This window comes from Moorella mulderi DSM 14980 (assembly GCF_001594015.1).
GTDB lineage: Bacteria > Bacillota > DSM-521 > Neomoorellales > Neomoorellaceae > Neomoorella > Neomoorella mulderi.
The window spans coordinates 357,051-376,501 of record NZ_LTBC01000002.1; the positions used below are offsets into that span (position 1 = coordinate 357,051).

20 protein-coding genes and 1 pseudogene are annotated in these 19,451 nt (G+C 52.0%); 12 read left to right on the forward strand and 9 right to left on the reverse strand.

The genetic code is table 11. The features are described from left to right. The first annotated feature begins 183 nt into the window (after positions 1-183). The 3 genes from MOMUL_RS05060 to MOMUL_RS05070 all read left to right on the forward strand — a co-directional run bounded on the left by MOMUL_RS05060 (position 184) and on the right by MOMUL_RS05070 (position 1,579). Positions 184-396 carry a hypothetical protein gene (locus MOMUL_RS05060; RefSeq protein ID WP_062282336.1) on the forward strand — a complete coding sequence of 71 codons (213 nt, stop codon included), beginning with the start codon at positions 184-186 and terminating at the stop codon, positions 394-396. 109 nt (positions 397-505) lie between these two features. After that, entirely contained in the window at positions 506-790 is a 285-nt protein-coding gene (locus MOMUL_RS05065) for a hypothetical protein (RefSeq protein ID WP_062282339.1), read from the forward strand. A 21-nt stretch (positions 791-811) separates the two neighbouring features. Beyond that, on the forward strand, positions 812-1,579 hold the full coding sequence (locus tag MOMUL_RS05070) for a nuclease-related domain-containing protein (RefSeq protein WP_062282342.1): 768 nt from the start codon (positions 812-814) through the stop codon (positions 1,577-1,579). A gap of 46 nt (positions 1,580-1,625) precedes the next feature. Here MOMUL_RS05070 and MOMUL_RS05075 read toward each other — a convergent pair whose 3' ends face one another. The 3 genes from MOMUL_RS05075 to MOMUL_RS05085 all read right to left on the reverse strand — a co-directional run bounded on the left by MOMUL_RS05075 (position 1,626) and on the right by MOMUL_RS05085 (position 6,266). Then, a complete protein-coding gene (locus MOMUL_RS05075; RefSeq protein WP_236712982.1) occupies positions 1,626-4,001 on the reverse strand; it encodes a PAS domain S-box protein in 2,376 nt (791 codons plus the stop codon). Positions 4,002-4,139: 138 nt separating this feature from the next. Further along, on the reverse strand, positions 4,140-5,288 hold the full coding sequence (locus MOMUL_RS05080; RefSeq protein WP_062282347.1) for an FIST signal transduction protein: 1,149 nt from the start codon (positions 5,286-5,288) through the stop codon (positions 4,140-4,142). Between the two features lie 492 nt (positions 5,289-5,780). Further along, positions 5,781-6,266: an ECF transporter S component gene (locus tag MOMUL_RS05085; RefSeq protein WP_062282350.1), complete on the reverse strand. Its 486-nt coding sequence runs from the start codon at positions 6,264-6,266 to the stop codon at positions 5,781-5,783. Between MOMUL_RS05085 and MOMUL_RS16530 the strand changes: the two genes are divergently transcribed. Next, entirely contained in the window at positions 6,265-6,561 is a 297-nt protein-coding gene (locus tag MOMUL_RS16530) for a hypothetical protein (RefSeq protein ID WP_062282352.1), read from the forward strand. The two genes, MOMUL_RS05085 and MOMUL_RS16530, sit on opposite strands and share 2 nt — an antisense overlap. Before the next feature lie 294 nt (positions 6,562-6,855). Here MOMUL_RS16530 and MOMUL_RS05095 read toward each other — a convergent pair whose 3' ends face one another. The 5 genes from MOMUL_RS05095 to MOMUL_RS05110 form a co-directional block, all read right to left on the reverse strand. Then, positions 6,856-8,229: an ISNCY-like element ISMomu1 family transposase gene (locus MOMUL_RS05095; protein WP_062282354.1), complete on the reverse strand. Its 1,374-nt coding sequence runs from the start codon at positions 8,227-8,229 to the stop codon at positions 6,856-6,858. Positions 8,230-8,356: 127 nt separating this feature from the next. Then, a complete protein-coding gene (gene istA, locus MOMUL_RS05100) occupies positions 8,357-9,460 on the reverse strand; it encodes an IS21 family transposase (RefSeq protein WP_062282357.1) in 1,104 nt (367 codons plus the stop codon). A 503-nt stretch (positions 9,461-9,963) separates the two neighbouring features. Continuing rightward, a complete protein-coding gene (locus MOMUL_RS05105; protein WP_236712984.1) occupies positions 9,964-10,533 on the reverse strand; it encodes an RpnC/YadD family protein in 570 nt (189 codons plus the stop codon). Between the two features lie 101 nt (positions 10,534-10,634). After that, positions 10,635-10,817 carry a phosphatase PAP2 family protein gene (locus tag MOMUL_RS15640; protein ID WP_236712985.1) on the reverse strand — a complete coding sequence of 61 codons (183 nt, stop codon included), beginning with the start codon at positions 10,815-10,817 and terminating at the stop codon, positions 10,635-10,637. Between the two features lie 4 nt (positions 10,818-10,821). After that, the gene (locus MOMUL_RS05110) at positions 10,822-11,418 is read right to left on the reverse strand and encodes a YqaA family protein (RefSeq protein WP_201786464.1); all 597 of its coding nucleotides are present in this window, start codon (positions 11,416-11,418) and stop codon (positions 10,822-10,824) included. 519 nt (positions 11,419-11,937) lie between these two features. Here MOMUL_RS05110 and asrA point away from each other — a divergent pair. From asrA to MOMUL_RS17645, 8 genes and pseudogenes are all read left to right on the forward strand, one after another. Next, complete coding sequence (asrA, locus tag MOMUL_RS05115; RefSeq protein WP_062282359.1) at positions 11,938-12,954, forward strand: anaerobic sulfite reductase subunit AsrA; 1,017 nt, start codon at positions 11,938-11,940, stop codon at positions 12,952-12,954. Continuing rightward, the gene (gene asrB, locus MOMUL_RS05120) at positions 12,947-13,732 is read left to right on the forward strand and encodes an anaerobic sulfite reductase subunit AsrB (RefSeq protein ID WP_062282361.1); all 786 of its coding nucleotides are present in this window, start codon (positions 12,947-12,949) and stop codon (positions 13,730-13,732) included. The genes asrA and asrB overlap by 8 nt, the downstream gene beginning before the upstream one ends. 14 nt (positions 13,733-13,746) lie before the next feature. Then, entirely contained in the window at positions 13,747-14,733 is a 987-nt protein-coding gene (gene asrC, locus MOMUL_RS05125) for a sulfite reductase subunit C (RefSeq protein ID WP_062282363.1), read from the forward strand. A 356-nt stretch (positions 14,734-15,089) separates the two neighbouring features. Then, positions 15,090-15,770, forward strand: a complete 681-nt coding sequence (locus MOMUL_RS05130; RefSeq protein ID WP_062282449.1) for a response regulator transcription factor — start codon at positions 15,090-15,092, stop codon at positions 15,768-15,770. 27 nt (positions 15,771-15,797) lie between these two features. Beyond that, positions 15,798-17,189 carry a sensor histidine kinase gene (locus tag MOMUL_RS17995; RefSeq protein ID WP_062282366.1) on the forward strand — a complete coding sequence of 464 codons (1,392 nt, stop codon included), beginning with the start codon at positions 15,798-15,800 and terminating at the stop codon, positions 17,187-17,189. 102 nt (positions 17,190-17,291) lie between these two features. Further along, positions 17,292-17,852, forward strand: coding sequence for a PepSY domain-containing protein (locus MOMUL_RS05140; protein WP_062282369.1), 561 nt, complete (start codon positions 17,292-17,294; stop codon positions 17,850-17,852). Between the two features lie 366 nt (positions 17,853-18,218). Continuing rightward, positions 18,219-18,485, forward strand: coding sequence for a hypothetical protein (locus MOMUL_RS05145; RefSeq protein WP_062282371.1), 267 nt, complete (start codon positions 18,219-18,221; stop codon positions 18,483-18,485). A gap of 172 nt (positions 18,486-18,657) precedes the next feature. Then, a pseudogene (locus tag MOMUL_RS17645) lies at positions 18,658-18,834 on the forward strand (HAMP domain-containing protein); the annotation flags it as partial. Positions 18,835-19,026: 192 nt separating this feature from the next. On the opposite strand, the gene MOMUL_RS15645 reads toward MOMUL_RS17645, so the two are convergent. After that, the coding region (locus MOMUL_RS15645; RefSeq protein ID WP_153018248.1) for an IS66 family transposase at positions 19,027-19,451 on the reverse strand (425 nt) is incomplete at its 5' end.

A 19,451-nucleotide genomic window follows, 5' to 3' on the forward strand; every position in this document is an offset into this window, starting at 1 on the left:
GCGGAATTTGATTTTTACCAGCACACTTTTAAAGATTCACGTAAGGAGTATGTTGAATACTTAGAACGAGCATTTGAATATGTTTCAAAAATAACAAACGAAACCCAGGAGGAATTTATCAAATGGACTAAATGGTCTTCCGACCCAGCATCGATGTTCGACGGCGGCGGATGGTGAGAAAAGTTGTTTTTCCTGTTTCACCGCAAACGGATCATTGCGGCGGCACGTTCCAAGGCCGAAGCGGCCCGTGCCCGCCTCACATTGGACGAAGAAATGGCCGCTAAAGCTGGGGACAAATTGCGAAAGTACAGGGAAGTCCAACCAGAATTGGACCGTAAATACGATTTTTGGGAAAGCTATTTTGTGGGGAAGTTGGGGTACAGCAAATTAAAATAGGGTCCCAAAAGTTTCGTGGCAAGGGATGCCGTTTCGCTTTACAAAATGATTTTTTCTTGCCAGACCGTGCCTTTGTAAGTTATGCTAAATAAGGAAAGAGGAGTTAAAAATGGGCGATTGGAAGATGCTGGATACCGGCGGGCATGTATACGTCAGCATAAAAGACATGGTTTTAAAAGGCAATAAAGGAAAGAGGGCCGTCGGCGTGACCGCCGATGCGGGGTGCGTTTATGGCAAGCTCTATGATAATGAATGGAATTTTTTTGAGAACGAAGACAGAAGCTGGCCTGTAGGAACGTCAGAACAAATAGCCGATTTTATCGAGAGTTCTAAGGACATTTTCAGCAAGGAGCAACAGGAGGACATACTGGAACAGCGGGATAGTTATTATTAAAAGATAAAAGGAGAATTAACGGTGCCCTTTCAAATAGGTAAAGCTGGAGCAGGGACAAGGGAAATAGCCAGAAAGAGGGCCTTGCGGATTTGTTTGGCTCTCCTGGCTCTTATCGTAATTAGTAGTGTATTAACGTTGACAGGAAATAAACTTCTGCACCTTAATACGTGGGTTACTTCCTTATTAGGATATTTAACAATTGGAATGGGAATAGGCTTTCTGATTTCCGTTATCAAAGTTTCGACCGGGAAAGACGGGAAAGAAATCGAGACTGCCATCACGCGGGCAGTTAAAGGGGCTAAAGCCGAAGAAAAGATTTCAGAAATCCTCGATGGGCTACCGAAGGAATTTGCCGTCTTCAACGACTTTCCCTGTCCTATGGGAAATATAGACCACATCGTTGTGGGCCCGACGGGAGTCTTTGTCATCGAAACAAAAAGCCACACAGGCGAAATAACCACCTCACCGGAAGGAAAATTGCTACGGGATGGGAAACCTCTGGAAAAGGATTTTCTAAAACAAGTGCTTGATCAATGCTTCTGGCTCAAAGAAAAGATGTCCGGGCGAGGCATAAAAGTGCCCTACATAAATGCGGTTGTTGTATTCACGCGGGCATTCGTAAAGGTGTACCAGCCTGTCAAGGGCGTTCGAGTCGTAAACAAGAAATGGCTTCTTAATTATATAACCGAAACTAAAAACAATCTTGGCATAGATGAACGTCGTCAGGTTTTCTGGCACCTTCTCGCAATAAAATCCACGGAAAGCGATGCTTTTCATAGCGGGCAGTAAAGACTTTTTGACGACGAAGATGGATCAGTTTTTTAGTTGAAGCCAATCAATTCGCCACCTTTTGTCTTTCAGAAAACTCCTCTATAGTAAGGATCACCTGTAAAAATATCTCCACAAGCTTCGGGTCAAATTGCATGCCTGCACACCGACGTATTTCCTCCAAAGCTTCTTCGACCGTTTTAGTCCTTCTATACGGCCTATCGGAGATCATGGCGTCAAAAGCATCGGCTATGGCTAAAATACGGCACTCTATGGGTATTTCATCCCCTTTGAGGCCCAAAGGATACCCAGTGCCGTCCCATTTTTCGTGGTGTTTTAAGATTAAGTCGGCGATCCCCGCTAAATCCGGTGAGGCCAAAGCGATCCGGTAGCCTTTTTCCGGATGCTGGCGCATAATCTCCCATTCTTCATCTGTGAGGGGGCCTTTTTTGAAGAGTATTCTGTCGGGTATACCGACCTTACCTATGTCGTGGACCTGAGCCAGAAGAGAAAGGTTGGCCAGCTGTTGCGGCGAAAGCTCCATCTTTTCTCCCAGGATCCGGCATAACTGCTGCAGGCGCCGGCCGTGCCCTTCAGTCAAATGGTCGCGCTCCGACAGTGCGGCAAGCAAGGCATTGACGATCTTGCTCCGAGCGCTGGTGCCGAGGTATAGTTTTTCCCGGTACATAAGATCGTCTGCCCTTTTATAGGTTTGCTTTAAAAGCTCCTCCGAATTGTACGCTGTAGCTATGCCGAAGGAGACGCTCAAAGGAAGCCGGGGATGTTTTCGATTGTATTGCTCAATGGATAAACGCAGGTGGTGCAGTATATTTGAACCTGCAGCTTCATCGGTGCGGGGCAGAAGGGCCACAAATTCATCTCCTCCCACTCGTGCTACAATATCCGAAGGGCGCAGGGCCTTCTTAAGGATCTGAGCGCAAGCAATCAAGAGCTTATCGCCCTTATGGTGGCCCATGGTATCGTTGACCAGCTTTAGGCCGTTCACATCAGCTACTATTATGCTGATGGGATATTTGTTGCTCTTACCCAAGCGCTTGAGCTGTTCTTCAAAAAATGTGCGGTTGTAAAGACCTGTCAGCTGGTCATGGAGGCTAACATATTCCAGCTTCTGGGCAACCCTCTTTTTCTCAGTGATATCCATTATGTTCCCTAGTGTCACCCTCTGGCCCTCGTGCTGCAGGGAAGCCACCGTCTCCTCGACCCACTTAATTTCACCACATTTGGTAATAATCCTGAACTCGTAGGGCTGGGCAACCATGCCTTTTAACATCTTTACGGCGTTGCGTCGCACGGCCTCCCTGTCTTCCGGGTGTACGAGGCTCAAGGCTTCTCTGCCGATTAGTTCTTCCTGAGAGTAACCCGAGAGCTTTTCAAACCGGGCGTTTACCAGCCGAAACCTTCCTCCGTCGACTATGTACATCCCTATAGGGGAAAGACTAAAAATACTTCTCAATAGCTCCTCTTCGCGTTTGCGTTCGGTGATGTCCCTCACGGTGGCTAGTATTGCATCTTTGCCCGCAAAAGTAATTTTCTTCAAACATATCTCCGCATCAAAAACTGTGCCGTCCACCGGCCGCCTGGCTTTCCATTCAAACCGCGGACTTTCTCCTTCTACCGCTTTTTGCCACCATTCGCGGAGCTGTTCCAGGGGATTGTCCGGGCTGGAGTAATCTTGGGCGATGGACAGCTTTACGGCCTCTCCTTTTGAGGTTATACCGTACATGCGCAACATGGTTTCGTTAACATCCAGTATTTCCCCTTCAGGTTCATGTATAAAAATAGCATCGTGGACGCTGTTGAAAATCGTCCGAAACGCTTCCTCCGCCTGGATCCGTTCGGTGACCTCGAAACATACTTCTACTATACCCTCAATTATTCCTTTCTGGCTTTTTACAGGGTAACCCCTTACAAAAAATTGCTTGCCTTCGTGGGGCGTCACTATGCCCTCCTGAGGCACGCCGGTCTTAAATGCGCTGATAACGGGACATCCGGCGCACGGTTCCTTCCTGCGGTGTAATATCTCATAGCAAAGACCGCCTGTCAGCTCCTCACCCCTTTTTTCCGCGTACTTCGCTGCTGAGGTGTTGGCCCACAAAATGCGGTGCTCTGCATCCTGGTAGATCAACAGCTCCACTATACTGTCCAAAATGGTCTTCTTTTCCCAGTCTGATTCTTTTATTTTATTTTCCATTTGTTTGAGCGCAACCATATCTTCGATGCGGCGGGCAAAAATGTTGAATAGCCTTTTTTCCCGACCGGAAATCCGTGCTGAAGCTTCCAGAAATATTAAGCCCCGCACACCATGGGACATCAAATAGACAAACCCGCTCTCGCCGGGGTTCTTGATCCTCTCCGTGAATTCCTCGCCTTTTCTAAAACCCCATTTCCCCAGACATATAAGCCTGCCGCCCTCATCAAGCATTATGGCAAGGCGGCGTATTCCGAGAAGCCGGCTTCCTTTCTCCACAATTTCTTGTATCAGATCTTCGTATCGCTCCGGGAAGGAAAAATTTACTATCTCGTATAAGGTCAAAAGCTCAGCAACATCAAAGGACACTATCTACCACCCCGCGGCCGCAACGATCGTCTTGTTATAAAACAGCGGAGTCCCTGAGACACTGCTTATTTCTCCGAAAGAAAGCATCCCTAAAACCGGGATCTCGGGTTTAAGCCTCCGGGATATTGCCTCCATTTCCCTGGAAAAATCTTTACCCAGCAATAAATAGCGGGATACACAATCAAACAAGATAAGAACTTTGGGAGTGACCGGGGTATTTAAGGCACCTTCCGCTACCCTCCCGGCGGCAGCAATTAGACTTTCAGCATCACCTTCCATGATAGTAGCAATGGTGTTTTCGGGAATTTCTGTAACAAATAAGATGCTTCCGTCTTCCTCTGCTTTCAGCGGATCCCGAATGATAAATTTTCCCCCGGCAGCGGGCAAGCCCAGGGGGTATTGCATTCCGTAGTAAGGAAATCCGTTTCTGGTACAGCTGCGGACCAGAGCCGTATACCTCTCAAATGCCGGAATTCCGTCAATTTCATAAACTCGCCTGCCCTCCGCCCTGGTTATAGTAAAAGGCTCGCCTGCGGGGATCCACCCATGGTCCAGCTCCACTTTAAAGTTTATCCCCCTCAACACTGCCGCGGCTACAGCATCACTGCCCACCCCTTCTTCGGTAAATTGGTAGGTGCTGTTGAACCGCAAATTGTCCCCGCTGCCTCCCCCTATATACTGGAAGTCCGGTCCCATGGCGTTATATAGTCCCCTTAATAGTTCAGAAATGTTGGCGTTAGATCCATCCGGAAAAAGCAAAACAGTTCCGGGGCTGTCTCCGCCTTTTTTTAATAAAGCCTCGCCCGCTTTTTCACCTTTGACAAAGGGACCTGCCGATATAATTCTTTCCAGGTGAGTTGCCGCCTCTATTCCTTCTCCGCCGATAGCGCAGACACTTACGCCTCTGGCGTATACTTCAAAGCCAAAGATAATACCCGGTACCCAAGCGCCTATCAGGGGGGAATTACCTACCACCCTTACGGCGCCTACAATCACCTCTTCGGGGTCGTAGCCCTCAGTGGTCAAAACCAGCGTCAGGGCTGGTCGTCCGGTCCGGCCCAAAGCCTGCTCCAGAGCGCATTGTACGGCGGCCCTGGCATCATATTCGTTGCTGAAGCCTAACCCCACACGCAAATCAGGTATTCGGGTCACCGGCCAATATGCCCCTCCTATCTTCTCCCTATAACTTGCGGAGCCATTTCCGGGCGGCGTCAACTCAACTATAAAGTCTTTAATTCCAAAGAATCCATTCCGGGAAAAGAAGGTTTAATGTAATCCCTGAAAGGAATCTTTGCTCGGAACGTCTTCACGTAACAAAAATAAAGTTTCGACAACATACCTATAGTTTCCTTGTCAAACAATATAACTTATTATCGAAAATAAGATAAAAAGAATTAAAACCGGATCTTTCCGGTCCTTAAAAGATTATTCCCTTGTTAAGCCGTTATGCAGCTAAAACCTAAAAGCTTGTGAAACTTCTCGTTCTAATTTGGTATGTTTTGCCAACCGATATAAGATATTCTTACTATGTCTGTCCGGAAAGTTAGCGACAGTAACTCATTTATGCTTTGCTACCGTGGTTCCTTTCTGGACGTATGCTTGGAGCAAGGCCTTCCCTTCTCGGCCGCGAGAACAATGAGCACGTTACAGCGGCCTCCTATACTGCTCGGGCAGGGATTTATACACTATAACCGCTATAACTCCTCCCACCAGGGCCGTAAGCAATTGGGGGATCTGAAAAGCCTGCGCCAGTTTGGGGGGCAAGACCAGGATGAATTTCAGCGCCAATACGAAGACCCCATACTTGCATACTGCGGCAGCAACGACGCCGACCCACGGGTTAAACCTTGCCAGCAGGCTGAAGACTATCACCAGCGTAGCGTTGGCCGCCATTATGAACGGCGTTACGGGCTGGGCGAGCGGGGGCACGATGCCCCGCATGAGGGCGATCCACGGCGTCAGGGCGCCTATGACGACACCGCCCCCCATGCCTACGGTTAAAGTCGCCAGGAACAGCATCGCGTTTACCAGCGGGCCTGTCACCGGCTGTGGGAGCCCGACCATCTGGACTGCGACCGTCAGGGCCAGCAGCAGGGCGGTCGTAGTCAGAAACCTTGTATTTCGTCGCATGACTTATCTCGCCTCCTCAGTTTTTTCCGGCTGCGTTCCCTTTTCCGCCAAACGCCTGCAGCAGCGTTTACACTTCATCCCTCATGTACCGCTACTGCCCCGTGGGCAGGAGGACAGGGATCAGGAAGCCCTCCTACTACTAATTCCAAAAAATGCGCTTGGTAATACGGAAGATGCCGGTTACCGCGCGGGTCAGCAGGAGTTCGTCGTGAACGGTGGGTATGGTCCATCTCTCCTCCAGCGCTTTTATTCTATGGGCTTCTGCCTTTACCCTTCCTGTGGAGGAAAATTTTGAGCGTAAAACCGAAGGCAACACATCAAGGCAATATGCCTTGCATTGATGCAGGTCCCCTTCATGCGCCGGGGATGCCGCTGATAACGTCGGGCTAAGACGGGGAAAAACGCTCAAGGCAACGCGGAAGGCCTCCGGAAAGACCTGCCTTCCACTACAGGTGGTAGTGTCAATAAAAAAGTTGACCACCGTGGTACTTAGTTACCCCTGAAAAAGTCCACTTTTTGCATCACATAGGGGAAAATGTTATTTCCGGATTGTAGTTCGAGTAGAATTCTAACTGTTTCATCCATTATGTTATACCATTGTTGCCAACCGGTGTAAATTATAGGCCAAAATTCCATAACCGACCCAGGTGGTGGTACCCTCATATCCCCTGGAAAGGCTACGGCGTAATCCATATTTGCGCTTCAAAAGACTAATAGTAGCCTCCCCTCCAGCGCGCCAGCGTTGGAGGCGTTTGAACCAGCTTTGGGATTGATAGGCTTTGCGAGCTTTGCTGATTTTGCCTTTCGGGGGTAAGCTGACCTGCTTTACCCCAAATTGATGACAACTTGTTTCATTCTTTGAACCGCCAAAACCTCTATCGGCAGCAAGGGCACGGGGTGGATGTTTGAAAGTCTCAGTATGATCCTCAACTGCGCCAAGGAGTAAGGTGTCATCCGCGGGGTTCCCCCGCAACACCTTATAGCCGGTGATGATCTTGTGTTCCGCTTCTTGTAGCAGCACCTTATAGCCGAACTCTACCGGGGCATTGGCTTTACCCCTTTTAATGGGCAGGGCGTCAGGGTCAAAGATACTCACCAGCCGGTCGGGAAGATGCAAATTCCCCTCCTGGACGGCTGCCGTTTGGGTTACAATCTTTTCCGTGCGGCTGATAGTTTCTTCTAACGTCTGGACCAGGGCACGGGTTTTCCCTTTAACTTGATCCCCTTGCTGCTGGAGGGTGTCCTTGGCCTCCCTGACTATACTGGTAGCTTCGGCAATAACCTTCCGGGTGGTTTTAAGAATTGCACCTGTAATTTCCCGGACTTCTTGATAGGCTTCGTTACTGCGGCGTTTCAACACTTTATTGATCTCATAGATGCGTTTTTTAATGGAGCGTTGCCGGTTATGAAAGGTCCCCGCTATGGCTAGACCTGCTTCCTGAATCTTTTTCACGGTACGGGTGATAACCCGTACTCCATCGGCTAAAAGGCTTGCGTCCGTAGGATGGTGAATGTTAGCTTCGACTACCGTGGTGTCCACCTGCAGCTTGCGTCCCCGGATAATCTTTTTCTCCCGGGCTTCCTGAACCAGGGCTTTATTGAGTTCTTCTACAACCCCGGGGCCACAACGTTTGGTGAGTTTAATCAAAGTAGTAGCATGGGGCACCTTTTGGGTTAAGGGAATACGGCAGAAACGCCGCCACTTAATACTGTCATTTACCTCCTGGACTAAAACTTCATAACCCAGGCCGTAGCGGTGCTTCAAGTACATCATGCGCAGGTAGGTTTCTATAGGGATAGTTGGCCTGCCCAGGCGCGCCTCAAACCGGCTGATGAATGGAGCCATAAACCTATCGTCATCTAGTAGTTCATCCACCCTGGCCAGTTCTGGGTTTAGTTCTATCACCTCAGCTGGCAACAGGGCATCCCACAGGGTGAGTTGCGGATCTTTTAGCCTTAACATGAGATCACCCGGCAGGAAAAGGAGGTGGTGTGGCGAATGTTATTCATAGGAGTTCCTCCTTCTGGGTTTTCTTGTTTTCTCGTACTTACAAGATTCGATCCAGAGGATGGTAACTCCTTCTGCTTTGTTAAATAATTATCCGGTTTCCTGAAAAGCTAAGGCTTTTTGCCCTGAGTTTTTCAGGGGGAACTACGTAGGCCCTTAAAGTCAGGGGTAGGTGGGCCAGGTTAACTGGAACAGAGTAACGGTTGCCATCGAAGTGGATGAAGGCCTGACGGGTAGCCCGCACGGACCGGAATATGGCCGGCTCAAAGGGTACTTCTGGCAAAGGAAGAAGCGATAGCTTCTCTTTGGCCAAAAGTTCGCCTACAGTAGCCTCTTTATCGGGCAAATATTCTTCCAGGTATTTTAAACACCACCTCTCCAAATGCTCATTAAGTTCCTCCAGGCTGTTTACTTTGGGTATGGGAACGAAGGAGTTATGCCGCACCAGGCGTACAGCATTTTCCGCCAGCCCCTTTTCATGAGCTTCATAGGGAAGGCAGAATTCCGGCTGAAAGAGATAATGGAGGCGCAAAGCTTGAAGGTATTTGCTCTCTTTGCGGCGGCGGCCAGAGAAAATTTGCGCCACCAGGGTTTTGGGATTGTCGTAAGCAATATGGGTAGGTACACCGCCAAAGAACTGGAAAGAGCGCACATGGGCATCTAAAATAGCTTCGGCATTTTCCTTAAGATACGCACGGGTAAAAAGGGCCCTGGAACCGCATAAACGCATAAGAAAAACGTGGACTGTAATAACTGTACCTTGGAGTTCTACTAAGGCTTCAAACCAGTCACTTTGCGCCCAGCCGTTAAGACCAAAATCCATGGGGAGAAACATTTCCTTGGGCTGTGCCTGGCGCCAGAGGCGCACATAGCGGCGTACGGTTTCCTCGCTGCCTTGGTAACCATATTCCTCCCTTAAACGTTCAAAAATACGCCTGGCCGTGTGCCGCTGCTTGGGTGGGCGCAGTTGATCTTCCTCAAGCCACTGGTGTATGATAGGGAGGAAGGGACCAATAACCCATTTGGTTTTCTCCTTTGTTAAGCGGTACTTGGGAGGTTCGGCGTCAGCCAGAGCCCGCTTAACGGTTTTCCGGGCCACCTTCAGCATCCGGCTTATGGCCCGGATGGAGTACCCCTCCTTAAAGTACAGCTCTCTAATGCGTTCTTTGGTGTCCACCCTGATCATTCTCCTTTCAACCTCCTGTACGCCACCTAAAGTGTGACTAAGTATAGCGTACAGGATTTTGGTCCGGGTGGGCACCTTTTTATTTACCACAGTGGTTCCCTTTTATTTTACCACTACCAACAACAGGACGACGGCGGCAAAAATGCTTGGGCCTATAATACTTGATAAATATTTCACATTCTTACCTTTAACAGCGGTGGAATAAAAATCTAAAGAAAAATTGGGTTAAACGCATATTTTCTTAAGGCAGCCCCTGTCGTTTGGCGCAAGCGGCCGATTTTTGTCGAAGGCATAAAATTATTTCCCGGGCATAAATGACCCTTCAGAAAGCCAGCAAGCGGCTTTAAAAAAGGTTATACAGGGTTGATATTTCCTGGAAAACTCCTGGGAAGACGAGGGCAAAATCGCCGGCAAAGGGCCGCGCGGCTCCGACAAGTTATAATAACAAGGTCCGCCCCGGTGGATAATGCGGGCCTTTTCCTGAATTTACGGCCAGCAAAAAATCACTGTTCCAGCTGTTTCTTCAACACGGCGATCTCGTCCGGAGTAAGCCCCGTAGCTTTAACAATGGTCTCTATATCGACGTTGAGCAGTAGCAGGTTCCGGGCTACTTCTCGTTTGCCCTCCAATTTTCCTTCCAATTTCCCCTTCTGTTCGCCTTCTTTTAAGCCTTTTAACAAAGCCTGCCGCTGCATCTCTTCCAGGGTTAATTCCAGGTTGTAAATCATCCGTTCCACCTCCCAGGGATTGCTTGCGTCCAGGATGCGGTCAACTTTTTCCCTAAAATTTTCAGGCATTCTGGGCTTGACAACGTTCTTCAGCCAGGTCGTGAAATGGCGGAACTCATCAGGCGTAAGGCGCTTTAAGACCCCCGCCAGTCTCTGCAACCGTCCAACCAGGTCTTCCGGGCGCATCCTCCGGTCCAAAAGGAAAATACTGGCGATTACATTGGCTGCTTTGATGAGTTCTTCGTCGCTGTAGCGGTTGACGTCAAAGAATCTTACTTTATGATCATATAGTCCATAAAGCGGAGTGTAAGCGGAGAGAAAGTGGAGAAAAACCCTTCCGGCCATTTAAGTCACATTTAACTCCCGCCCTACCTTTGCCTCTTAAGGGCCTATGTCTGAAAGGCAGAACTGCGCCTGACCTGGCCATCACCTGGTGGCCAGGTTTCTTACGGCAGCATCAGGGCCAGGCGCCGGGCTACAGGGAGAACCAGCGGCCAGATTTGTTCGACGACCAGGCTGGCTATAATGCCCACCGCGGCGCCGCCGATGACATCCGAGGGATAATGGACCCCTACGTAAACCCGGGCGACCATTGTCAACAGCGACAGGGCCATCATGCCGTAATACATCCCCTTAGCCCGGGCGCTCCATGTCAGAGCCCAGGCCAGGGCGGCATGGTTGCTTTCTTTGACGTAGAACAAGCCATAATACCACGGCCAATCCTACCAGGGCGGTTAACGGCCCGAAATATTTTGCCAGCAGTGCCTGGGCCATAGGGCCGAAAAGGATGATAAAGAGGGCTTCGGCAAAAAAGCGCAGGCCCCTGCCAATTAATGAAGCGACTACCAGCGGCCGGTAGGCAATATGGAAGACCCCGGCGGCTATGGTGAATACTTTATAAGGAATAGGAGTCAGGGCAGCCAGAAATATGGCCCAGCCACCGTATTTTTGGAACAGGCTTTCCACTTTGCGGATGTTTTCGCCGGAAGCCACACGGTCTAACAGCGGCCTGCCGGCTTTGAGACCGATCCAATAGCCAAATACCCCCCCGATGGTAGAAAAGAGCGTAGTTACCAGGGCATAGAATAAGGCCTGACGGGAATTGATGATGGCCATGGGGATGAGCAGGGCATCGGGCGGTATGGGAAAGAAAGAGGCCTCCGCAAAGGCCACCGCAATAAGCCCCCATACGCCGTAATCTTCTAGCAGAGTAGTCAATTGGACTAGCAAAAAAATACCTCCTTTGGGTTGGGTTTGAAAGATTTTTTGCCCCGGTTCCTAATATACCCCCAGGAGATTAAAGCTCCATTAAAAGGCTTAACAGACCAGGTTATTTTTTAAATTAAGAGCGTATGGCCTTCCTGCCAGCAGGCTTTAAACCTGGTCCTCACCCACAAATTAAAAGGTGCTTTATGATAACTTTATAAAAGCCCGCCCCCGAAAACCTACCCCCTTGTAAGGAACCGCCTGCCAGTGGAACAAAAAACAGTAATACTGCGAACCCTGGTAGTACTACCAGTTAAACGCCTGGCAATAGGCCGGGTAGTCCTGATAAATCGAGTCAAGTGAATAATTCATAAATGGCAAATAAAAGGCCTGCCTATAGCTGAAAGGCGGGCCTTTTGGCTATTTTGACCGGGAAAATTGTTTTTGTGATTTACATCATTTTCACGGGGACGCATCTGGCTTACAATGATAACCGGCGAACAAAGCTGGCTCAAGAAAGATTCATTTTCGGGGGAGTGAGATATGGGTTACAAATTAACGCCAGCAGGATTTGGAGCTCTGTTGGACGAACTGGCCACCAACTACCAGATCTTCGGTCCTGTAAGGTATGCCGGCAAAGGCCGCCTGGCTGGCACGGATTTAACCACTTACGGCCCAGTGCGGAGCGTATCCGACCTGGTGTGGGATGCCAGGACGACCTTTGCGCCCAAGGAAGTATTCTTCCCGGTTAAAGAGAGCCTTCTCTATTTTTCCGGGCAGGAAATAACCGAGCCATCCTTAGAAATGAAGGAAACCCTGGTTTTCCTGCGGGCCTGCGACCTGAACGCCGTCTCCCGTCTGGACAAAATTTTCCTGGCAAACGGGCCCGAACCGGACAGCTATTACGCCCGGCGGCGCCAGCATATTCACTTTGTTCTCATGGAGTGCCAGGAAGGCTTTCCCGGCTGTTTCTGCGTTTCCATGGGAACAAACATGGCCACCGGCCACCAGGCCGCCCTGCGCCTGGAAAACGACCATTACCTGCTCCAGGCCCTGGCTGAACCCTGGATTGCCCTGGGTGAGCGCTACGGCCAGCCCGCCAGGGTAGAACCTGTCTGGGTGGAGAAGAATCCCCTGACCGTCAGGGTACCGGAACGGGTAGATATCGCTCTTTTTCAACACGAACTCTGGCGGGAGTATGCCTGCCGCTGTATTGCCTGCGGCCGTTGTACCCTCTCCTGCCCTACCTGTAGCTGTTTCTCCGTTCAAGATGTGATTTACCGGGATAACCCGGAACGAGGGGAACGCCGGCGGGTCTGGGCTAGTTGCCAGATAGATGGTTTCACCGATATGGCCGGCGGCCACCAGGTGCGGGCGGACCGGGGCGACCGGATACGTTTTAAAGTCCTCCATAAAATTTATGACTTCCGCCGGCGATTCGGGATTAATATGTGTGTCGGCTGCGGCCGCTGCGAAGAAGTCTGCCCGGAATACATCTCCTTCGCCCGTTGCGTCAATACCTTAAACCAGCTAATGGAGGTGCAGGGTCGTGATGCCTAACCCCTACTTGCCCGTACCGGCGAAAATTTTAGCCATTCAGCCCCAGACCCCCGTGGATTATACTTTTAAACTGGCCACAGATATAGAACCCGCCTGGGGGCAGTTCGTGGAAATCTCCCTGCCGGGTTACGGTGAGGCGCCGATTTCTATCAGCGACGCTGGGGCGGGCTATATCGAGCTTACCATCCGGAGGGTGGGCCAGGTAACTACCGCCTTGCACCGGCTAAACCCAGGGGATACGGTCTACCTCCGCGGCCCTTACGGCACCGGCTTTCCCCTGGCGGAATTCGCCGGGCACCAGCTTGTCATCGCCGCCGGCGGTACCGGGGTGGCCCCGGTGAAGGGCTTAATCAATTACTACGCCAACCATCCGGGAGAACTGGAGGGCCTGCACCTCCTCCTGGGCTTCAAAACACCGGCCGATATCTTGTTCCGCGCTGATATTGAACGCTGGCAAACAATCTTTCCCACCATCCTGACAGTCGATCAGGGGCCGGGAGGCTGGCCGGGCAGGGTGGGCCTGGTAACGGAATTTGTCAGGGAGATTCCCCTGAAACCTCACGCCCGGATAATTGTCGTCGGACCACCCCTGATGATCGAGTTCACAGTAGCAGAATTTATAAAGCACCAGGTAAATCCGGAGCAAATCTGGGTTTCCCTGGAACGGCGCATGCACTGCGGCCTGGGCAAGTGCGGCCACTGCAAGATCAACGACTTTTATGTCTGCCTGGAAGGCCCGGTGTTTAATTACAGCCAGGCCCGGAACCTGGTTGACTGAAGGAGGCGGCGGTTATGAGTTATAATACGAAGGAACTAATCAAGAATGCCTACCGCATCACCAGCCAGCGGGGCTTTACGGCCCTGAGAATCCGGGTGCCGGGTGGACACCTGGAGGCAAGTTATCTGGGTTTAATTCAGGATATCGCCCGGCGTTACGGTAATGGCACCGTTCACCTGACGACCCGTCAGGGGTTTGAAATACCAGGTATACCCCTCGACAAAGTGCCGGAGGTGAACCGGTTGCTGGCGCCGTTGCTGGAAAAAGAGGCCGCCCTAGGGGTGCCCATTGAGAATTTTCAGGCCGGTTACCCGGCGGCGGGAACCCGGAACGTTACCGCCTGTATCGGCAGCAGGGTCTGCCCCTTTGCCAACTTTGACACCATAGCCCTGGCCCAAAAGATCGAAAGCCTGATTTACCCCAACCACTACCACGTTAAAATCGCTATAACCGGCTGCCCCAACGACTGCATCAAGGCCCACCTCCAGGACATCGGCATTATCGGCCAGGTGGAGCCGGAGTACGATCCCGGCCGGTGTATCGCCTGCCAGGCCTGCGTGAAGAACTGCCGCCAGTTTATCGTCGGCGCCCTGGAGATGGACAATTACCAGGTGCAACGTGACGGCAAGCGCTGCCTGGGGTGCGGCGAGTGTATTCTGCAGTGCCCCATGGCGGCCTGGACCAGGGGACCCCGGTACTACCGGATTGTTGCCCTGGGACGAACCGGTAAAAAGAGCCCGCGCCTGGCGGCTACCTTCCTGGAATGGATCGATGAAAAGGCCGTCCTGCAGGTAATAGCCAACCTCTACCGCTACATTGACCGCCATATCGATCGCTCCCTGCCCAAGGAGCATGTCGGCTATATTGTCGACCGTACAGGCTACCAGGTCTTTAAAGAAGAGCTCCTGGAGGGGGTCGATCTCGGCCCTAAAGGCCGGGTGGCCCGGGAATTGCCCTTTTACGGTTATAGCTACGACCGCAACCTGTACATGGAGGGTTAACCGGCCCCCAGCCCTAAAGGATTAGGAAGGGTAGAACGGGCATACGTTATCCCGCCCCGCGGTGGGGCGGGATAACGGTGAATGTTTCACCGCTTTTCCCCGGCCGCGCGGGGAAACGGCATCCGGTTTGAAAGTAGAAAACTGTCTGGCTCCTCGGCAAAGGGCCTTTAATCGCCTTAGTATGGCCGGCGGCAGCCCGATTTTTTCATCTAATTTTAATCTTATTGTGTTACCATAAGATTTAAGGGGGCTCCCTGCCTTTAACCTACTCCGGGATTAGGCAAATCCAACCTGGGGGGAGGGAAAGCCTGGTCATGGGGAGACCGGCTGCAAGCCTTTGGGTACCAGGCGGCGATATGCGGATTCTGGTCGTTGAGGACGAAACCACCCTGGCCAATACCCTGGCCCGTTGCCTGCGGGAGGAAGGATACGCCACCGACATAGCTTACGACGGCGAAGAGGGTGTCGCCTTCGCGGAAACAGTGGTCTATGATTTGATAATTCTGGACCTCATGCTGCCCCGGCTGGATGGCATGGAAGTTATCCGGCGCCTGCGCAATGAACGCATTGATACGCCGGTCCTCATGCTGACGGCGCGGGATACGGTGGCCGACAAGGTCAGGGGACTGGATGCCGGCGCCGACGATTACCTGACCAAGCCCTTCGCCCTGGCTGAACTCCTGGCCCGCGTCCGGGCCCTGCTGCGGCGGGAAAGCGCCAACAAGAGCACTGTCCTGCAGGTCGGGGACCTGGTGATGGACACGGTATCCCGCCAGGTACGCCGGGGAGACCGGGAAATTAACCTTACCAATAAGGAATACGCCCTGCTGGAGTACTTAATGCGCAATCCCAACCGGGTCCTGACCCGCACCCAGATAGCCGAACACGTCTGGGATTATGACTTCAGCGGTATGTCCAACATAGTCGATGTCTATATTCGCTACCTGCGGCGCAAGATAGACGATAATTTTGAACCCAAGTTACTGTATACCGTTCGCGGCAGCGGCTATTGCCTCCGGGAACCTGGTAAAAGCTAGGGCCAGAGGGGCATGGGAGGCTTAAACTTGCGGCAGAAATTTTCCACCTGGCTCCGCGGTATTCCCCTGCGGTGGCGGCTGACGGCTTGGTATGTCTTCTTGCTGGCCCTGATCCTGGCCGGCTTCAGCGCCTTTATTTACTTTAACATGTCCCGGAGCCTGAAACAGGGCCTGGATTCTTTATTATTCTCCCAGGGGGAACAGGTTTTAAGCAGCCTGGACAACGAGAACGGCCTGCCACGCCTGGACCCTAATTTGCCCCTCCTGCCCGGTACTTACTTTGGCCTTTACGACACCGGAGGTAAAGTCCTGGATACAAACATGCCGGCGGACCTGGCTATCGGCTTCCAGGTGAAGGGCTTAACGGCCAGCCGGCCCGCAACAGTGGAGATTAAGGGGGTCGAATGGCGGGTGCTCCTGGTCCCGGTAAGGGAAAAAGGCCAGCAACCCTACTGGGTCCTGGTTGTACGCTCGGTCGAAGAGACCGAAGAACCCCTGGACCGCCTACTGTTATTTATCCTTATTGCCATCCCCATGACCCTGCTGGTGGCGGCGGGAGGGGGTATTTTCCTGGCTCGGCGGGCGTTGCAGCCTATTGATAGAATTGCCGCCAAAGCCCGCCAGATCAGCGCTACTGACCTGAGCCGGCGCCTGGACCTGCCCCATGGTAACGACGAGGTGGGGCACCTGGTGGCCACCCTGGACGAGATGCTGGATCGCCTGGACCGGGCCTTTCAGCGCCAGCGGCAGTTTACTGCCGACGCCTCCCACGAATTTCGCACCCCCCTGGCCGTCATCCGCAGCCAGGCCGAAGCGGCCTTACAGCGGCAGCACTCGCCGGCAGAGTACCGCCAGGCCCTGGAAATAATCCGTGATCAGGCGGAGTGGATGGGTAACCTGGTCGCCAAGTTATTGCTTTTGGCCCGGAGCGACGACAGGATGGAACAGATGGAGATGGAACCCCTGGATTTGGGCGAATTGGTGGAAGGCGTCACGGCCGAATTCCAGGGGATGGCGGCGGAAAAGGGCTTGAGGCTGGTAAAAAAAATTAAGGAAAACGTGGTCGTTCGCGGTGATCAGACACGCTTGACCCAGCTTCTGGCCAATCTGGTGGATAATGCCATCAAATATACGCCGGAAGGGGAGGTGGTCATCAGCCTGGAACGGCGCGGCCGGCAGGCCCTGCTGCAGGTGCAGGATACGGGAGTAGGTATCCCGGAGGAACACCTGGCCCATATCTTTGAGCGATTCTACCGGGTCGATAAAGCCCGTTCCCGGGCGGAAGGGGGCTTTGGCCTGGGACTGGCTATCTGCGACTGGATCGTCCGCGCCCATAACGGCAAAATTGAGGTAGAAAGTGCGGTGGGGCGGGGAACAACCTTTAAAGTATGGTTGCCGTTGAATGAAGGGTTACATTAAAAAACTCTAATCTTCCATTAATAACCCTTTAATTCAAAGGTCTTATTCTATAATCGTCGGGTACCCGATAGATTAAATTTACGAAAGGGGAAAGGTAAGGATATGAACAAAAAACTCCTTGCCTCGCTAACGACAGGTGTTATGTTGCTGGGTGCGGCCACTGGAATTGGCGTATTTTCCAACCAGCCGGCAAAAGCGGCTGCTGCCTCCATCCCTGCCATAGCCCAGAGTGCCGCCACGGTTAATACGGCGCCGGCTAACGGGCAGCAGCAGGTGCAAGCCAACCAGCATCAGCCTGCATACAACGCTAGCATCAAAGTAGCCAACCCGCAAAATGATAATGGCACCGAAGTTAACGAGGCCACCGAAAAACAGAACGAAGCTGCCGAAAGCCAGGCCCTGCAGGCCAGGGCCAAGATTACTGCTGATGCTGCTAAAAGCGCAGCCTTGAAGGCAGTCCCGGGAACGGTAAAAAAAGTTGCCCTGGACAATGAAAATGGCAACCTCGTTTACAGCGTAGAAATCCAGGCTGCCAGCGGCAGCATAGACGTAAAGGTAGACGCCGGCAACGGCCAGGTGCTGACCCAGGACCGGGATAGCGGCCAGGATAATGAAAAAGGAGCAAAGGGTATCGATAACGATAATATTCAAGTGGAACAGTAAAGGTAGAAGAGTGAAAGGTATATAGGTGAAAGCCAGGAAGGGGATAGCCGGGCCGGGTCCTGGTTATCCCCTCATCCGTTTTTGCCCAGGAAACCTGACAAAACCGGTTGAAACCGGGTTAACTTGTTCAAAATTGTATGGTAATACTTTAACTGAAAATAAAAAAATCAGCAAACAAAGGTAGTAGAATAAAAAGGTGAGCAAGGTGGGAGAACATGATAAATTGCAGAGGACATTAAATATGTTAAGTAAACTGAGGACAGGTTTCAGCCCTGGTAATCAGGCGTAAGGAGCAGGCGAGGAGAGCTACTGAAAGTTAGAAAGTAGCGGTATAATTTGGCAAATAAAAAAGAAAGGAGATGTGACTTGAGCAGGCTGCAAAGACAGCTAACCCTGGACCTGGGGCTCGTACTTTTGTTTATCTTCCTGATCGTCGGCCTTTACACCGGGTCGGCCCAGCGCCGCGAGATTTACACCATGGCCCACGAGCAGGCCATGACCATTGTTACAGCCCTGGAAGCAGGGATAGGTTCGGCGTCGCAAATGCAAGATACCAACTTCCTCCAGGGCCTGATTGAACGCATGGGCCAGGGAGGACTCATTAAAGGGCGGCTCCGGAGGATATCCAGGTAGCCGAGCGGGACCAGGTGGTCATACTCGAAAAGGTAGAAAACGGCCAGCACGTGATGGATATTACCGCCCCTTCCATGAAGGCCGGCAGGTGATCGGCGCCGCCGGCATCAAGATCAGCATGGACGCCATTGACCAGAAGACCACAGCCCTGTTGCACCGGATAGTCTTTACCATGGCCCTGGGCTGGCTGCTGGCCCTGGCCCTCCTGGCCGCCCTGACCCGCCGGCTGGTGATTAAGCCGGTAAGTAGCCTGAAAAATGTAGCCGCTAGAGTCGCCGCCGGGGATCTTGCCGTTACCTGGAAACAAGGCGGTCAGGCCAATGAAATAGGCGAACTGGAGGATGCTGTAGCCCGGATGCTATCCTTCCAGCGCCAGAACGTCGCCAGTATTCGCCAGAAGGCTATAACCCTCGAGGGTTCCAGCCGGCAAATGGAAGAAGGAGTAAAGCAGACGGCGGCGTCCGGGGAGCAACTGGCTCAGGTCCTGGGTAAGCGTAAAATAGCCCCCACCTTTGCATCTGAGGTGGGGGCTAAAACAAGCTTAATTATTCATCCGGCAAATAGGAGGCAAAGTTTCCGACCACGGCAGGAGTTGATCCAGGGCATCTTTGTCCTGGAGGTCCAGGTTGGGAAGTTTTTCGAAAAGGTAAATGAGATAGTGGAAGGGATTTAACCCGTTTTCCTTGGCCGTTTCTATGATGCTGTAGGTAATGGCGCTGGCTTTAGCACCACGCTGGGTGTTGGCAAATAACCAGTTCTTACGGCCGATGACGAAGGGCTTGATGGAGCGCTCACTGCGGTTGTTGTCGAGTTCCAGACGCCCGTCTTGCAAGAAGGCTACGAGTTTATCCCACTGGCCCAGGCAATAGTAAATCGCCTGCCCAAAGGAACTTTTGGGCAGTACCCGGGCTTTTTGGTTTTTAAGCCACGCCAAAAAGGCGTCCAGCACGGGCCGGCTGCGCACCT

What these genes read in the sequence shown, in the direction of transcription:
- MOMUL_RS05065 (WP_062282339.1), top strand. Translation starts at nt 506, where the DNA reads ATGGGCGATTGGAAGATGCTGGATACCGGCGGGCATGTATACGTCAGC.
- MOMUL_RS05075 (WP_236712982.1), bottom strand. Translation starts at nt 4,001, where the DNA reads ATGCTTGATGAGGGCGGCAGGCTTATATGTCTGGGGAAATGGGGTTTT.
- MOMUL_RS16530 (WP_062282352.1), top strand. Translation starts at nt 6,265, where the DNA reads ATGACTTATCTCGCCTCCTCAGTTTTTTCCGGCTGCGTTCCCTTTTCC.
- MOMUL_RS05085 (WP_062282350.1), bottom strand. Translation starts at nt 6,266, where the DNA reads ATGCGACGAAATACAAGGTTTCTGACTACGACCGCCCTGCTGCTGGCC.
- MOMUL_RS05095 (WP_062282354.1), bottom strand. Translation starts at nt 8,229, where the DNA reads ATGTTAAGGCTAAAAGATCCGCAACTCACCCTGTGGGATGCCCTGTTG.
- istA (WP_062282357.1), bottom strand. Translation starts at nt 9,460, where the DNA reads ATGATCAGGGTGGACACCAAAGAACGCATTAGAGAGCTGTACTTTAAG.
- MOMUL_RS05105 (WP_236712984.1), bottom strand. Translation starts at nt 10,533, where the DNA reads ATGGCCGGAAGGGTTTTTCTCCACTTTCTCTCCGCTTACACTCCGCTT.
- MOMUL_RS15640 (WP_236712985.1), bottom strand. Translation starts at nt 10,817, where the DNA reads ATGTATTACGGCATGATGGCCCTGTCGCTGTTGACAATGGTCGCCCGG.
- asrA (WP_062282359.1), top strand. Translation starts at nt 11,938, where the DNA reads ATGGGTTACAAATTAACGCCAGCAGGATTTGGAGCTCTGTTGGACGAA.
- asrB (WP_062282361.1), top strand. Translation starts at nt 12,947, where the DNA reads ATGCCTAACCCCTACTTGCCCGTACCGGCGAAAATTTTAGCCATTCAG.
- asrC (WP_062282363.1), top strand. Translation starts at nt 13,747, where the DNA reads ATGAGTTATAATACGAAGGAACTAATCAAGAATGCCTACCGCATCACC.
- MOMUL_RS05130 (WP_062282449.1), top strand. Translation starts at nt 15,090, where the DNA reads ATGCGGATTCTGGTCGTTGAGGACGAAACCACCCTGGCCAATACCCTG.
- MOMUL_RS05140 (WP_062282369.1), top strand. Translation starts at nt 17,292, where the DNA reads ATGAACAAAAAACTCCTTGCCTCGCTAACGACAGGTGTTATGTTGCTG.